Annotated in this window: 12 protein-coding genes; 11 read left to right on the forward strand and 1 reads right to left on the reverse strand. The window is 63.4% G+C overall.

Features of this window, described 5'->3' with window-relative positions:
- Positions 1–14: 14 nt before the first annotated feature.
- The 6 genes from VE26_RS00450 to VE26_RS00475 all read left to right on the forward strand — a co-directional run bounded on the left by VE26_RS00450 (position 15) and on the right by VE26_RS00475 (position 6,518).
- Positions 15–965 (forward strand): glycoside hydrolase family protein, encoded by a 951-nt coding sequence (locus tag VE26_RS00450; RefSeq protein WP_046103293.1) that lies wholly within the window; start codon positions 15–17, stop codon positions 963–965.
- A gap of 3 nt (positions 966–968) precedes the next feature.
- The gene (locus VE26_RS00455; RefSeq protein WP_046103294.1) at positions 969–2,126 is read left to right on the forward strand and encodes a serine hydrolase domain-containing protein; all 1,158 of its coding nucleotides are present in this window, start codon (positions 969–971) and stop codon (positions 2,124–2,126) included.
- 110 nt (positions 2,127–2,236) lie between these two features.
- Positions 2,237–3,541 (forward strand): ABC transporter substrate-binding protein, encoded by a 1,305-nt coding sequence (locus VE26_RS00460; RefSeq protein WP_200897198.1) that lies wholly within the window; start codon positions 2,237–2,239, stop codon positions 3,539–3,541.
- A gap of 216 nt (positions 3,542–3,757) precedes the next feature.
- Positions 3,758–4,609: a carbohydrate ABC transporter permease gene (locus tag VE26_RS00465; RefSeq protein ID WP_046103295.1), complete on the forward strand. Its 852-nt coding sequence runs from the start codon at positions 3,758–3,760 to the stop codon at positions 4,607–4,609.
- Positions 4,606–5,430 (forward strand): carbohydrate ABC transporter permease, encoded by an 825-nt coding sequence (locus VE26_RS00470; RefSeq protein ID WP_046103296.1) that lies wholly within the window; start codon positions 4,606–4,608, stop codon positions 5,428–5,430. The genes VE26_RS00465 and VE26_RS00470 overlap by 4 nt, the downstream gene beginning before the upstream one ends.
- Before the next feature lie 14 nt (positions 5,431–5,444).
- Positions 5,445–6,518, forward strand: a complete 1,074-nt coding sequence (locus tag VE26_RS00475) for an ABC transporter ATP-binding protein (protein WP_046103297.1) — start codon at positions 5,445–5,447, stop codon at positions 6,516–6,518.
- A gap of 83 nt (positions 6,519–6,601) precedes the next feature.
- On the opposite strand, the gene VE26_RS00480 is transcribed toward VE26_RS00475, so the two are convergent.
- On the reverse strand, positions 6,602–7,759 hold the full coding sequence (locus VE26_RS00480; protein WP_046103298.1) for an SEL1-like repeat protein: 1,158 nt from the start codon (positions 7,757–7,759) through the stop codon (positions 6,602–6,604).
- Between the two features lie 97 nt (positions 7,760–7,856).
- Here VE26_RS00480 and VE26_RS00485 point away from each other — a divergent pair, with 97 nt between their 5' ends.
- The 5 genes from VE26_RS00485 (at position 7,857) to VE26_RS00505 (ending at position 15,324) form a co-directional block, all read left to right on the forward strand.
- Positions 7,857–8,423 (forward strand): gluconate 2-dehydrogenase subunit 3 family protein, encoded by a 567-nt coding sequence (locus tag VE26_RS00485; protein WP_160297764.1) that lies wholly within the window; start codon positions 7,857–7,859, stop codon positions 8,421–8,423.
- Positions 8,420–10,057 (forward strand): GMC family oxidoreductase, encoded by a 1,638-nt coding sequence (locus VE26_RS00490; protein WP_046103300.1) that lies wholly within the window; start codon positions 8,420–8,422, stop codon positions 10,055–10,057. Before VE26_RS00485 ends, VE26_RS00490 begins: the two co-directional genes overlap by 4 nt.
- Positions 10,058–10,225: 168 nt before the next feature.
- A complete protein-coding gene (locus VE26_RS00495; RefSeq protein ID WP_046103301.1) occupies positions 10,226–12,751 on the forward strand; it encodes an autotransporter outer membrane beta-barrel domain-containing protein in 2,526 nt (841 codons plus the stop codon).
- A gap of 213 nt (positions 12,752–12,964) precedes the next feature.
- On the forward strand, positions 12,965–14,440 hold the full coding sequence (locus VE26_RS00500; RefSeq protein WP_046103302.1) for a TolC family protein: 1,476 nt from the start codon (positions 12,965–12,967) through the stop codon (positions 14,438–14,440).
- A 68-nt stretch (positions 14,441–14,508) separates the two neighbouring features.
- Positions 14,509–15,324: an efflux RND transporter periplasmic adaptor subunit gene (locus VE26_RS00505; protein WP_046103303.1), complete on the forward strand. Its 816-nt coding sequence runs from the start codon at positions 14,509–14,511 to the stop codon at positions 15,322–15,324.
- Positions 15,325–15,389: the final 65 nt, after the last annotated feature.

The following is a 15,389-nucleotide window of genomic DNA, read 5'->3' on the forward strand; positions in this document are numbered from 1 at the left end:
AGCAGGGGCTGTGCATGGCTTTCAACCTTCCCGATTACTGGGTTTGGGATTTCTGGTTCGCCCAGGATGGCGACCTTACGCATCTCTATTACCTGCACGCCCCCAAATCGCTCGGTAATCCCGATCTGCGCCACCGCAATGCGCGCATCGGCCATGCCACGTCGAAAGATCTCGTTTCCTGGCAGGATCACGGCCGCATCTTCGATGCCGGCGCCGCCGGCACATTCGACGGCAGCGCCACCTGGACGGGTTCGGTGGTGCGGGACGATGCCGGGCTGTGGCGCATGTTTTATACCGGCTCGCGGTTTCTGGCGCCCGATACCTTTGCCAATGTAGAAACCGTCGGCCAGGCCATGTCCGAGGACCTTTACACCTGGACCAAGCAGCCCGGCCCGGTCTGCAGCGCCGATCCCCATCTTTACGAAACGCTGGGCACGTCGAGCTGGCCCGAAGAAGCCTGGCGCGACCCCTGGGTGTTCCGGGGGGCAGATGGCCTTTGGCACATGCTGATCACCGGGCGCGGCAAGCAAGGCGACGAGCCGGATCGCGGGGTCATGGGCCATGCGACCTCGCCCGATCTCGACACCTGGACCGTGCAGCCGGCACTGAGCGCAGCCGGATCGGGCTTTGCCCATCTCGAAGTCTTCCAGGTGGTGGAGATCGACGGCCAGAACCATATCGTCTTTTGTTGTGACGCTGCAAAACTCTGTGGCTCGCGTGCCGGGCAGACAGGCGGCGTCTGGACCATGCCGGTCGAAGCGATGCCATCGGAGGTGGACTTCAAGAAGGCGCGGCTCCTGGTGCCCGAAGCGCTTTATGCAGGACGCATCGCTTTCGGCGCCCATGGGCAGCCGCTGCTGCTCGCTTTCAACAACGTCACCCGCGACGGCCAGTTCAGTGGGGGGATCTCCGATCCGCTTCCCCTGTCGATCGATGCGGACGGCTATCTGGTGGTGAAAGGCTGAACCATGTCCGTTTCCGTTCACGGTTCCGTCGCGCCGGGCTTCGAGCCGCTCGCTGACCTCTTTGCGACCGCATTCGAAGACCGTCCCCGCATGGGTGCAGCCCTCTCCGTCCTCGTCGAAGGCGAGTGCGTCGTCGATCTCTGGGGCGGAACGGCTGACGCCCGCACGGGGCGAGCCTGGCAACGCGATACGCCGACGACCGTCTTTTCCTGCACCAAGGGGCTGGTTTCCATCCTGGCCGCCCGTCTGGTCCAGGAGGGGCGCCTCGATTACGACGCGCCGGTCAGTCTATATTGGCCCGAATTTGCCGCCGCCGGTAAGGACAGGGTCACCGTGGGGCAGGCGCTGTCGCATCATGCCGGTCTTTCCGCGCCGCGCCAGGACCTTTCCGAAGACGACATCGTCGATTGGGATCGCGTCACGGCGATCCTCGCCGCGCAGGAGCCCCTCTGGCCGCTGGGCAGTGGCTATCAATATCATGCGCTGACCCATGGCTGGGTTGCGGGCGAAATCATCCGTCGCGTCACCGGCCAGTCGGTCGGCAGCTATTTCGAGGATCTGATCACCGGGCCGCTGGCCGTCGATGCCTGGATCGGGCTTCCCGAAACCCTGGCCGACACGCCTGCTCATATCGAAGTCAGTCAGCCATTGCTCGATTTGTGGGCCGTCGAGGCCCGCAAGCCGGCGCCCAACTGGCCCTATAAAGCCATGACGCTGGGCCATGCCCTGCCTGTTGATCTGGTGAGCGAGCAGGGTGGCTTTAACAAGCCAGCCATCCGCGCTGCCGAAATTCCCGGTGCCGGCGGCATCGCCACGGCCCAGGCGCTGGCGACGATGTGGTCGGCCTGCGTCACGCCCACGGGCGGTGTTCGCCTTCTCGACGATGCGGTCATCGCCGTGGCGACCCACACCCGCAGCCAGGGCCAGCCCGTGTTCGGTGGCGATCCTCCCTATTCCCGCTGGGGCTGCGGCTTCCAGCTCGATTCCGAAGCGCGGCGCTATCTCGGCGAAGGCTGTTTCGGACATGACGGCGCAGGCGGTCAGGTCGGCTTTGCCGATCCCGCGCGCCGGATCGGTTTCGGCTTCGTCACCAACTGGATGATGGGGCCGGAAGACCAGCGCGCAACGCAGATTATCGAGGCCTTGCGCAAACTGGCATAGTCCCCTCGCATGGGTCTTCGGAGCTCGTCTTGACTCTGTTTTGGCTCCATGCGCTAAATCCATTTAGCAGACGGAAATATCCACTGCATCTCATCCTGGAGGAGGTCGTTTTGAGAAATCAGTCCCGCCACGCACTTCGCATCGCTGCGCTCACCCTGTCGGTGGCCGCAACCGCCGGCACCGCCCTGGCCGCACCCAGCTGCGGCACCGATCCGGTCGTGCTCAATTCCTATTTCGAAACCGGCTTCCCGCTGCCCACGCGCCTGGCCGAGGAATTTACCCGCCAATTCCCCAATGTCACCTTCGACATCAAGGAAGACCAGTTCGCCAACATGATGGAGAACTCTCCGCGCATTCTGTCCGAGCCCAATGCTCCGGACCTGATCCGCGTGCCCTCGATCACCGACCTGGTCGCCAACAACCTGCTGCGCAATCTCGACGAGGACTTTGTTGCCCTTGGTTGGGACCAGTTCCCCGAGGGCCAGCTGGTGCAGCTGCGGGTCGAGGAAGGCGGACGCCCGCGCGGCACCGGCTCGCTCTATGGCATGGGCATCAATTATTCGATGACCGGCGTGTTCTATAACAAGGAACTGGCGGCCCAGATCGGCATGACCGAAGCGCCGACCACCTTGGCCGAACTCGATGCGGCCATGGCCAAGGCCAAGGAAGCGGGCATCCAGCCGATCATGCAGTGGAACAAGGGTACCGGCGGCTTCGCCTTCCCGCTGCAGAACCTGATGGGCGCCTATGGTGCACCCGAGCCGATCAATGACTGGATCTTCCAGAAGGACGGCGCCACCATCAATACGCCCGACAACCTGGAAGCCGCCGAGCATCTGCAGGGCTGGATCGAGGCCGGCTATTTCCCCTCCGATGCCAATGCCATCGAATATTTCCAGATGATGAGCCGCTATATCGGCGGTGAAGGTCTGTTCATGTTCAACGGCGACTGGGAATCTGGCAATCTCGATACCAACGCCAAGGACAAGTTCGGCTTCTTCATCATGCCGAGCCTGGAAGAGGGCGGACGCCACGCTTCCATGTCATCGCCGCTGACCTTCGGCATCAGCGCCAATGCCGCCAATCCCGAATGCGCCGCCTTCTTCCTCGATTGGGTTGCCCGCAACGAGGAAGCGCGCAAGATCAACGTGGAAGTCGGTGGGTCCAATCCCGGCGGCCCGACCGATCTGGCCATGCCCGCCGTCGAGCCCGGCTCGGTGACCGAAGCCTCGCTGGCTGCTGGCGCGACCCTGGCCCAGGACAATGGCGCCATGGACTTCATCGCCAATGCCACCGGCGCTATTTTTGCCGCCGGCTGGACGCCGGAACTGCAGAAGATGGTCGGCGGCCAGCAGGATGCGGCAGGCCTGCTCGAAGCCGTGCAGCGCGAATACGAGACCCAGCTTTCCCGCTAAGCCGGCAAAGCTGCCGCAGCACCCTCGTCACCACCCGGCTGGTCCGGGTGGTCCATCGCTCGCGGAGGATGGAGACCCGTACAGGACGGGCCATGACGACCAAAGGGCTGGCAGGGATAGAACAAATGACCGGTGAAAACTGAAATGACGTCCATTCCCGCCGCGCCGCGGCACCAAAAAAGGCTCCCCCCTGCAAGGGGGAGCCGCAAGACCAGGATGACGGCCTGGCTTTTCATAGCGCCCGCAGCCATTGCCTATGCGGCCTTCGTGCTCGTGCCCCTGGCCATGAGCTTCTATTATTCCTTCCTCCGCTGGGACGGGATCGGCGAGGCTCGTTTCCATGGGCTCACCAATTACATCACTGTGCTGACCGATCCCAAGCTGCTGCAGATCATCGGCAACGCTTTCCAGCTCGTGGGCTATTTCACCATCATTCCGGTGGTGCTGGGACTGGCGGTGGCTTCGGTCATTCGCGGCCATATGGCCGGCCCGTTCGGCACCGCGACGCGCACCATCCTCTTCCTCCCCCAGGTCATTCCGCTGGTTGCCGCCGGCATCGCCTGGAGCTGGATGTTTGCCTCCACCGGCGTGGTCAATCAGGGTCTGCGCGCCATCGGCATGTCCGATTGGGCCCGTGGCTGGCTGGGTGATTTCGTCTGGGCCTTGCCCGCCGTCGGCATTATCGGCGCCTGGGTGCTGCTCGGCCTGTGCACCATGCTGCTGGTCACCGGCATTACCAAGATCGATCCCAGCCTTTACGAGGCCGCCCGGCTCGATGGCGCGCGGCCGTGGCATGAATTCCGCTATATCACCCTGCCGGGCCTGCGCCAGGAAATCGCGGTCTGCGTGACGCTGACCGTCATCTCGGCCCTGGCCAGCTTCGACATCGTCTATATCTCGACCCTGGGCGGGCCGGGCATCACCACGACCGTTCCGGGGCTTGAGATTTATCGGCTCGCTTTCGCCCATCGCCAGGTTGGTCTCGCCTCTGCGCTGGCCATCGTCCTCATGGTCCTGGTGCTGATCTCGATCACGCCGATCCAGTGGTTCGCACGGGAAAAGAAATGAAGACCGCTCTCCCCAATACGCTGGTGGCGCGCGGATTGATCATTCTGCTGATGATCGTCACGCTGCTGCCCTTCCTGTCCATGCTGTCAGCCGCGCTGGCACCACAGGGCACCTATCCGAACGGCCTGCAATGGCCGGCCGAGCCGCAATGGGGCAATTTCGTGCGGGCCTTCGAAGTGGCCCGGATGGATCAGCTGCTGCTCTCGAGCACGCTGATCGTGCTCGGCGTGGTGCCCATCTCGGTGCTGATCGCCACCATGGCCGGCTATGGCCTCGCCAAGCTCACCACCAACAAATACAAGTGGCTCTACCTGATCTTCGTCTTCGGCCTGACGCTTCCCTTCGAGGCGGTGATCACCCCGCTCTATTACGAAGTGCGGGCCCTGGGTCTGCTCAATACGCGCTTCGCGATCATCCTGCCGCTGATCGGGCTCTACATGCCGTTCGGCGTCTATTGGATGCGCGCCCATTTTCTCAATGTGCCGCATGACCTGACCGAGGCCGCGCAGCTGGACGGCGCGACGCGCTGGAAGGAATTCTGGATGGTGCAGGTGCCCCTGGCGCGGCCGGCGATCATGTCGCTGACCATCCTGCTCTTCCTCTGGACCTGGAACCAGTTCCTGCTTCCGGTCGTGCTCGTGCAGGACCCCATGCAGCGCACCATGGCCGGTGCCCTGGGCGCCTTCCAGGGCCAGTGGGGCACCGACATTCCCTTGTTGTGCGCCGGGGCGCTGCTGATCCTCGCGCCCACGATTGCACTCTTCCTCCTCTTCCAGCGCCAGTTCGTCGCCGCCCTCATGCAGGGCGCGGTCAAGGGCTAAATCGGAGACTTTCCATGGCAGGGCTTACCCTCCGCTCGGTTCACAAGACTTATGGCGACGTGCCGGTCATCAAGGGCGTCGATCTCGACATCGCCCATGGCGAATTCGTGGTGTTCGTCGGCCCCTCGGGCTGCGGCAAGTCCACGCTGTTGCGTATGATCGCCGGGCTCGAGGACATCACCGACGGCCAGATCAGTATCGGCGACCGCGTCGTCAACGATGTCGAGCCGCGCGACCGCGGCGTCGCCATGGTGTTCCAGTCCTATGCGCTCTATCCGCATATGAGCGTCTACGACAATGTCGGCTTCGGGCTGAAGCTGGCCGGTACGCCCAAGGCCGTGCGGGACCAGAAAATCCGCGAGGCAGCCAAGGTGCTGCAGATGGAGCATCTGCTCGACCGTCGTCCGGCCCAGCTTTCCGGCGGCCAGCGCCAGCGCGTGGCTATCGGGCGGGCCATTGTGCGCCAGCCCGATGTTTTCCTCTTCGACGAGCCGCTCTCCAATCTCGATGCGGCCTTGCGCGGCGACATGCGCATGGAGCTGGCCCGGCTGCATCACGATCTCGATGCAACCATGATCTACGTCACCCACGATCAGGTCGAAGCCATGACGCTGGCCGACAAGATCGTCGTGCTCGACGGCGGTGTGATCCAGCAGGTCGGCAGCCCGCTCGAACTGTACAATAATCCCGCCAATCTCTTCGTGGCCGGCTTTATCGGCGCGCCGAAGATGAACCTGCTGTCCGCCCGGGTCGAGGGCAGCGACGCGACAGGTCTTGTGGCGTCGTCGCCGGCACTGACCGCGCCGCTTGCCCTGCCGGCGCGTCCCGGCCTTGCCGTTGGAGACCAGATCACGCTCGGCATCCGCCCCCATGACATGGTGGCAGAGGACAATGGCGCCTTCCAGGGTCAGGTGCAGCTCATTGAGCGCCTCGGCAACGAGACCATCGTGCGTGTCGCCCTGCGCGACGGCACGGAAATGACCGCAGCCTTGCCGGGGCAGGGTTCATTCGCGCTGGGAGCGGACATTGCCCTGGGCCTGCGCCCCGAGGCCGCCCATGTCTTCGGGGCCACGGGCGCGCGCCTCTAGAGACAAGGCTGTCTCGCAAAGTAAAGCCGCCGCCGGATGTGCTTCCGGCGGCAGTTTTGTTTTGGATGGCGCTGCCCCCGGGATCAGTGGCTGTGCGGCTCGAGGCTGTCATGGGTGTGGGGCGTGTCATGGTTGTCGTCGAACCATGTCTGCGCCGCCGCTTGCGCTCTGTCGAGGTCTTCCTGGCTCAGCTGTGCGGCCATGGCGCTGCGCATGTAATGGGCCTCCGCATGCCCGCCGCTGGCCGCCAGATTGAACCATTTATGGGCCTCCACGAGGTCCTTGGGGACCCCGTTGCCGGCAAAGTAAAGCATGCCCAGCTGATACATGGCGCGGTAGTTCCAGAGTTCGGCAGCGCGCTGGAAGCGCTTGGCGGCGGTTTCCGGGTCTGCGGGCCCGGCCAGACCGTTCGCCATCAGGAACCCGGAAGCCAACAAGGCCTCGATATTGTCGCCGGGGACGGCCAGTTCGAATTGCTCGAGGGCGGCAGCCATGTCGAACGTGCCGGTATCGCCGTTCATGTAGACTTCGCCCAGCTGATAGCGGCTTTCCGCATAACCGGCCTGGGCAGCCCCCTCATACCAGGTGATGGCCTTCTCGATATCCTTGGTCGTGTAGGTGCCCGATTGCAGGAAGGTGCCGATGCGGTGCATGGCGGGGGGGAAGCCGGCTTCAGCGGAGCGCCGGATGGCGTTAACGCCGTCTGGTGCGGTCACGGATGACTGGTTCTGCAAGGTCAGTTCGCCGAAGAAATAGGCGGCTTCGGAACTGCCCTGAGCATCGGCGCGGCGGAAATATTCAATGGCGCCGGCACGATCCATGGGAATGGCCTGGTTGACCCCGACGCGATAAAGATGACCTAGGCTGACGAGAGCGGAGACATTGTCCTTTTCGGCGGCCATGCGGAACCAACGCACAGCCTCTTCGTAATTGGGCGCGCCCAGCGCCGAAGTGAGATAGAGCCCGCCCAGATTGCTCTGCGCAACCGCGTCGCCCTGCTCGGCAAGCTGGAGCCAGATATCGCGAGCGCCTTGCGGGTTTCCTGCCTGCATCGCATGCACACCCGCAGCATTGTCGCCCGACACCGGGCTTTGCGGCACGGCAGTTTGACCGACAGGGTGCGCGTGATCGTCGGCAACGCCTTCAGCATGGTTTTCATGAGCAGACGAAGCGCTCGTCGCTGCAAGGGCTAACGCCAGGCACCAGGGCGCGATTAAGCTGCCGGTCTTGCGAAAAATCATGCCATGGTCTCCCTTTAGGCGCGCGAACCACAAGGCAATGGTTGACGCTGCATGGCCCTTATGCGAACTCGAAAACTGGCTGTCCAGAGGTTTGTGGATGCGTGGATTCACTGAGCGAGCGTCGCGGGCGCATCGAACCCTGGGTCGTGCCCTTGCCCAATTGCAGATGTCGCGGCGGCTGTTCCTGGGCGCCCTTGCCGGTCTGTTCAGCCTTTCGACATCCGCGTCAGCCCAGGACGGGGCAAGTGACGCCGGGTCGGAGATGATCAGCACGCTCAAGGCCTTCGCTGACGTGATCGTGCCCGCAGACGAAACGCCTTCGGCCGGGGATTTGAATGTGCACCTGCTCTTGATCGAGCAGACAAGGGATCGCGAAAACTATCCGGCCCTGCTGGCCCAGGGGACGGCCTGGCTGAACCAGGAGGCGCAGCGCCTCGGGGGAACGTCCTTTGCCGGCCTCGACGAGGCGGACCAGCTGGTCATTGTCCGCTCTGCCTTTACGTCCGAACCGCAGACTTTAGCGCGTGTCTTTGCCGACTTCCTGCGGCAGGACATCCTGCGGCTCTACTATGGCCAGCAGGCGGCATGGGGACCGATGATGTCGATGCCGCCCCAACCTCTCGGGTACCAGGACGTCCACCTGCCACCCAAGCGCTCCGCATGAGCGACGTCCTGATCATCGGTTCGGGTGCCGGAGGCGGCGCGGCGGCCTATGCCCTGACGCGCGCCGGGCTCACGGTCACGATACTGGAGGCCGGGCCGCATTACGACTACCTGGCCGATTACCGGATGGATCGCCAGGATTGGGAGCAGCCCTTCCCCGACAAGGACCCGCCACATGCCAGCTATGCTGTGGCCCCGCTCCAGCCGCTGGATGCCGACCTTGCCGATCTGCGGTCGTGGAACCACATTTCCGGATTGTGGAATCCGAGCGAGCAGCGCATTTCGATGGGCTACCACCATGTGCGCGGGGTAGGGGGCAGTACGCTGCATTTTACCGGCGAGGCGCATCGCCTGCACCCGGAGGCCTTCCAGCTTTTCAGTCGGACCGGCATCGGTGCAGACTGGCCGATCGATTATGCCGAGCTGGAGCCGTATTATCTGGAGGCCGAGACCGTGATCGGTGTCGCCGGTCGCGCGGAAAGCTCGAGGTGGCGCTCGGCGCCCTATCCCTTGCCCGATCATCGGCTGAGCCATGCCAGCTCGATCCTGCGGCGCGGGTTCGAAAAGGCAGGCCTGGCCTGCGAGCCAAATGCCCTGGCCATTCTCTCCGCACCCTATGATGACAGGCCGCCCTGCAATGGCTGCAATGGCTGCCTCAGAGGGTGCCCCCTGGGCGACAAGGGCTCTGTCGACGTCACCTTCCTGCGCCACGCTCTGGCCACCGGCCGCTGCACCATTCGCAGCAATTGCGACGTGTTGACGCTTGAAGCCGGGCCCGATGACACCGTCACCGGCGTCGTGGCGAGCGAGAATGGCCAGCTGGTGCGTGCAGGCGCGCCGATCATCATCCTGGCTGCTGGAGCCGTGCACTCGCCCCGCCTGCTGCTCAACTCGGCCAATGCCCATGCCCCCGATGGTCTGGCCAACGAATCCGGCGAGGTCGGCCGCAATTTCATGGAAACCATTTCCTGGACCAGCAGCGCATTGCATCCGGAAAGCCTGGGCAGCCATCGTGGCCAGCCTGTGGACATGATTTCCTGGAGCCTCAACGCGCCCGATGCCGTCGAAGGCATTCCGGGAGGCTTCCGCTTCAGCCCGGCCCAGGCCGAGAGCGATCTGGTGGGCCCGATCAATTATGCGACCCGGGTCGTGCCCGGCTGGGGACGCCAGCACAAGCAGGCCATGCGGGCGACATTCGGTCATGTCCTGTCGGTGGCCGGACTGTGCGAAAGCGTGCCGCACGAGCAATCGAAGGTGACCTTGTCCACCGCGTTGGACCGCCACGGCTTGCCCAAGCCGCTGATACACAGTTTTCTCGATTCGGAAGCCATAGCGCGCATCGCCTTCATGGCCCGCACCTGCCGATCCATTCTGGCCTATGCCGGCGCGGGCGCAGTGTTCGAGCAATTGAGCAGCTATGACATGTTTTCCAGCACCCATGTCTTTGGCACCTGCCGCATGGGCGACGACCCCCAGACCAGCGTGGTGGACAGGCTCGGGCGCGCGCATCGCTGGCGAAATCTCTACATCGCGGATGCCAGCATTTTCCCCAGTTCAGGAGGCGGGGAATCGCCGTCGCTGACGATCCAGGCGTTGGCCCTGAGGACGGCCGCCGGAATTGCTACCAATCGTTAACCATTCGTAAACTTCTGGCATCTCGCAAAATAAGTGATTTCACGCAATCGCAACTTGTGCGTTGACACCCACGCCCCGTGTCCATCACAGACTGAAAGGTGGGAATCACTCGGGGGCTTTTGAGTCGTGAAGAATTTGACACGCCGCGTCGGACGGCTTGGATTGCTGATGAGCGTGGGCGCAGCCGCCCTTGGCGCTGCTCCAGCCTATGCGGGCCACCTGTTCACGCAGAATACGAACAACACGCCGACCTGGATCCAGGCCGGGCAGGGCATTCGTATCGACCAGGAACGGATGGAAAGCGCGAACGGTTCCGGCAACATCACTTTTGATTTTTCCCCCAATTCAAGCGTTCCGGATGGCGCGAACACCGCGAATACGAACTGGTGGGCGTGGAGCGCAGGCGACGTCCTCAAGTTTACGGTCCCCACAACCGCTGGAAGCCTGGTCACCACGATCGCCTACGATGCAGACGCCAACTGCGCCTATAGTTTCTGCGGCGTGACCGGCTCGGCGAGCTATCTTTCGGTCAATCTTGCCGCTCTTGGCTCCGCCGCAATGGAAAAGGGCCGCGCCGACGTCAACACAAGCAATCCCCTGTCCTGGACGGTAGAAGCACTGGCCGGTGAGTTTTCGCTGGCCGGCTATCGTATCTATTTCTCCAACGGCACGCTCAACGGCACCGGGGCTGCCCCGCTGACCCAGGATAGCGTGGTTGACAGTGGCAATCTCGGCGGCGGCCCGTCCATTCCCGATATCGATACTGCCAATCCCGACGGCTATACGATCGACCAGGTCAACAACAACGAGGTCAATCCGGTCTTCAATGGCGGCACGCTGGCGCTCAATTCGGGCGGTGCGGCGATTATCGGCAATTTCACCGTCAATGCCACCGGCACCGGTACCGACGGTGTGGTGCAGATCGGCCAGAACACCCAGGTGGTCTTCCAGGGCGCTTTCAGTGGTGCCGGCACTCTCGAAAAGTCGGGCGACGGCACTATGGTGCTGCAGGGCAACAATACCAATGCCGGCGGCTTTGCCGTCCAGCAGGGTGTGCTGAACCTGACCGATAGCGGCACGATCACCGGTGGCGTTTCTGTCAACAATGGCTCGACCTTCGTGGGCAACGGTACCGTCAACGGTGCGACCACGGTGTCGGGCACCGGCAGCACGCTTTATGGTTCGGGCCAGTTCAACGGCGATGTGACCATCAACACCGGCGCCCTGCACAAGCCGGGCAATTCTCCGGGCGACGTGACCGTCAACGGCAATTACACCGTCCTCAACGGCGGGACGCTGGAAATCGAAATCGCCTCCAATGGCGTTTCGGACCGCATCTTCGTCAATGGTCTCGTGACCCTGGGCGGCGAACTGCGCCTTCTGCCCTTCGGTACGGGCTTCATTGCCCCCACCTACAGCTACACCGTCATCCACAATGACGGCGCAGACGCCATCGTTGGCGACTTCGCTTCGCTGCGCAACGACCTGGCCTTCTACAATCCGGTCTATACGCTTACCGGCGATACCGGCAACGACCTCGTCATCACCCTCAACCGCAATGCCAACGGCTTCTCGTCGCAGGCTCTCACCGAAAACCAGCTGGCCGTTGCCCGTGCCCTCGATGGCCTGTCGCCGACGGCCGGCACGCCACTGGCGCTCGAATATGAGCGTCTGATGGGTCTGCTGACGCGGTCGCAGGTTCGCACGGCGCTGGCATCGATGAGCGGGGAAGTCTATGCGACCTCGGCCTCGCTGGTGTCCAACCGCGCCCTGCAGACCGTGGTGTCGCGCACCAGCGGCAGGAATAGCCTGCTGCAGTGTCAGGATCGTCAGGGCGCTTCGGTCGACATGGCCCAGTGCGTGCTTGCCAACACGGTGCGCGTGGACGTCACGGGAGCGTATGCCGAATACAACGGAACCGCGACCGAAGCCGCAACGCTGCGGACCGGCGGCGTCAGCGGCGAAATCCGCGTGCCGTTCCAGCTCGGCGAGGGCATTGCCTATGGCGGTCTCTACTTCCTGCACGAGAACGGTCAGGTCGGCGTGAACAGCCTCAATTCCTCCTCGAGCGTCGCGACCAACGGCGTCGGGCTGACGTCCGGCTGGGCCGGCAATGGCTGGGACGTTTCGGCCGTGCTGGGCTATACCAATGCCCGCATCGCCGGCACCCGTGAGATCAACATCGGCGGCACCGCGACGGCGGCGTCCGGCACGATGGACCTCAACGTCTTCAGCGGCTCGATCGGCGTGGGCTATGCCATCGAAGTGGGCGATTATGTCGTGCGCCCCTTCGCTGCCCTGTCCCATATCCAGACCGGCAATTCCGCCTTCTCGGAAACCTCGACCAGCCCGCTGGCCTACTCGGCCAATGCCGGTTCGACGGGCCAGACCTTCGCCACGGTCGGGCTGGAATTCTCCGGTAACTTCGACATGGGCGATTTCGCGGTGAGCCCCCGCGCCCAGCTGGCGCTTACGCAGCGTCTGGGCGGCTCGGGCACCTCGCTGTCTGGCACGGTGGGTGGCTCTGCGCCATTCACTACCCTCGGCAACGATCCGGGTGCGACGATGGCCGATATCGGCGTCGGTCTGGATATCGAACGTGCGGGTCTGACCATCTCGTTCGACTACGGCGCGCAACTGACCTCGACAAGCGTCAGCCATCGCGCCACCGCAGGACTGAAGTTCAAGTTCTGATCCAATGACGGCGAGCCGGCGCAACCCGGCTCGCCTTTCCTATCACTGGCTGCCATTTACTTGGCCTTGCCAGTTGTTGGCGTTTCTCAGAGCTATAAATCTCTGTCACATCTAAAATTTTTGAAGAAGACCGTGGAGGGTTAACCACTTGTTAACTCTTTTGACGGGAAAAGGGCATGGTCGTCTCATGCTCTCTTTAGGCTCGTCGCAACAATGATCACTCTGGCAAATCTGGTGCGCCTGGCATGCCTTTCGGCAGTCACGGTCGGTTGCGCGAGCACAGGGGGGCTGGGCGGCAAGCAGGTCAGCGCCGATGTGAGCGCCTGGGCCGCCTCGGCGAACAATCAGGCCGCGCAGATGGCGGCAGGCATGCCGGCAACGCCAGCAGCCGTCGACGCGGCGCCCACCCGAGCCACGCTGGCCTCCGCCTCGCTCGGCGAGCTCTATGCAAACGGGGTCGACTTCAATCCGCAGATCCGCGTCGCTCGCTCGCGTGTGGCGGTGGCGGATGCAGAACTGAGCAATGCGGCCCTGCGCTTCTTTCCGGCGCTCACCGGCAAGGCGACGCGATCCTATACCTTCCAGAACATCCTGAACTCGGACAACCAGGTGTTCCAGCAGGGGACTGCCGAGTACGGAACTACCAATGTGGCGATCGAGGGCCGCATGCCCATCATCAACCTTGAGAACGTCTTCAACTATCGCAAGACCGACAGCCAGCAGCGCAAGAGCTACGTGGAATATGTCGGGGCCGCGCAGACATTCATCCGCGACCTGATGATTGCCTATATCGACCTGGCAGAAGCCAATGCCATCATCGATGAATATCGCCAGCGGGTGAGCCTGCTCCAATCCCGCACCAGCAACGAACGCGCGCGGCAGTCCGCCGGAAATGGCAGCGCGGAGATGGCTCTCGGCTTCGAGCAGGAGCTCAGCGACGCACAGGCGCAGCTCGGCGTTCAGGAAGCCCGGCAGAAAAGCGTGATGATCCGCATCGAGGAGCTCACCGGCACCAAGGTCGGCACCGTGCGCGGCCATATTGCCATGGCCAATCTTACCTTGCCGATCGAGGATGTGGAGGGGCTTATCGATTTGGCCCTCAGCAACAACCCGCGCTACATCGCCAAGAAATACGAAGTAGACGCCTTCGACGACGAGACGCGGCGCGCCGTCGCCAAGGATTTCGGCCCCACGCTCGACAGCTTCGCAAGCCACGAATACGAAAACCGCGGCGGCAGCCAGTTTGGCGGCGGTTCGGAGACCGTCCAGACCGTGGTGGGCCTGCAGCTCAGCGTGCCGATCTTCAATGCCGGTGGCCAGGGCTACCAATTTACCACGGCGGTAGCGCGCAACCAGCAGATCTCGGCCGAACTGGCCATGGTCGCCAGCGAAACCAAGTCCGCCGTAGCTATGTCCTATTCGAACTATCTGGCCGCCCGTTTGCGCATCCAGCGCGACAGCCAGACCATTCGCAAGGGTTCCGAGCTGATCTCGCTGGTCAACCAGCGCGTCGCCGACGCGGCGGGCACAGTGGATGACGGCCTTCAGGCCCGCTTGGACCTGGCCAGCTATATGCGCCAGCGCCAGCAGGCCCAGTTCCAGTTGCTGCGCGAATGGGTGCAGATAAAGCACCTGACGGGCGCATTGAGCGAAGCGGACGTGCAGGTTTTCTCGGGCACCAATATCTAGGGATATGCCAGGTGTATCCCCCAGCCAGCCGATGTGAGGTCAGGGCAATTCAGCGGAAGCGGAATGCTGTGCGCTCGGCTGCCCTGATGCTGGTCTTCGCTGCTGCCGGAGTGACATCGGTGCGCGCTCAGCCGATGGCCTCCGATGTGGTCAGTTGTCTGGTCCTGCCCTGGGAAAGCATTTCGGTCGCCGCCCCGTCCGAAGGGCTCGTGCGGGAAATCTTCGTGGACCGGGGCGATAAGATCGCGGCCGGCGACCTTCTGATCCAGCTCGATGACAGTATCCAACGCTCCTATCTCGAGCTGATGCAGGCCCGCGCCAACGACGCTTCCGGGGTCGAGCTGGCCGAAATTCGGCTTCAGATCGCCCAGAGCGGTTACGAGCGCAACAGGGCTCTGTTCGAGCGCCAGCAACTGACCGGCGACGACTGGGATCGCATTCGTGGCACTTATGAACTGGCCGTCGTCGAACTGCGCCAGGCACAGAACGCCGCCCTTCAGGCCAGTCTCGAACTGGCGCGTGCCAAGGCCGCCCACGCCCAGACGCAGATCGTGGCGCCGGCAGATGCCGTGGTCGTGCAAAGGCTGGTTTCGGTGGGTGAGGCGGCGGGGGCCGAACCCCTGCTCGAACTCGCCGTCACCGATCGCCTCCGGGTCGAAGTCTTTGCCAGGGCCCAAAGCTACGCACGCTGGACACCGGGCGAGGCGGTGAACCTGGCCGTACAACTGCCCGAGCCTGCAGTGCTCGCAGCGGATGTGCGGACGATCAATACCGTATCGGATGCAGGCACCGGCGTCGTCGGTGTGCTGCTCGAGCTGGACAATGCAGCGGGCGCAATCCTGCCGGGCCAGTCCTGCCAGATCCCACGCGAGGAAACCTCGTGATGGTCGCCGGTCTCAATCAGTATCCCGCCGGAGGTTCTCCGGCGATCGAGTTGCAGGGCGATGAC

The organism is Devosia chinhatensis, assembly GCF_000969445.1.
Taxonomy (GTDB): domain Bacteria; phylum Pseudomonadota; class Alphaproteobacteria; order Rhizobiales; family Devosiaceae; genus Devosia; species Devosia chinhatensis.

Coding starts and splice junctions, on each gene's coding strand:
- VE26_RS00450 (WP_046103293.1), top strand. CDS start 15: ATGGCTTTCAACCTTCCCGATTACTGGGTTTGGGATTTCTGGTTCGCC.
- VE26_RS00455 (WP_046103294.1), top strand. CDS start 969: ATGTCCGTTTCCGTTCACGGTTCCGTCGCGCCGGGCTTCGAGCCGCTC.
- VE26_RS00465 (WP_046103295.1), top strand. CDS start 3,758: ATGACGGCCTGGCTTTTCATAGCGCCCGCAGCCATTGCCTATGCGGCC.
- VE26_RS00470 (WP_046103296.1), top strand. CDS start 4,606: ATGAAGACCGCTCTCCCCAATACGCTGGTGGCGCGCGGATTGATCATT.
- VE26_RS00475 (WP_046103297.1), top strand. CDS start 5,445: ATGGCAGGGCTTACCCTCCGCTCGGTTCACAAGACTTATGGCGACGTG.
- VE26_RS00480 (WP_046103298.1), bottom strand. CDS start 7,759: ATGATTTTTCGCAAGACCGGCAGCTTAATCGCGCCCTGGTGCCTGGCG.
- VE26_RS00485 (WP_160297764.1), top strand. CDS start 7,857: ATGCGTGGATTCACTGAGCGAGCGTCGCGGGCGCATCGAACCCTGGGT.
- VE26_RS00490 (WP_046103300.1), top strand. CDS start 8,420: ATGAGCGACGTCCTGATCATCGGTTCGGGTGCCGGAGGCGGCGCGGCG.
- VE26_RS00495 (WP_046103301.1), top strand. CDS start 10,226: ATGAGCGTGGGCGCAGCCGCCCTTGGCGCTGCTCCAGCCTATGCGGGC.
- VE26_RS00500 (WP_046103302.1), top strand. CDS start 12,965: ATGATCACTCTGGCAAATCTGGTGCGCCTGGCATGCCTTTCGGCAGTC.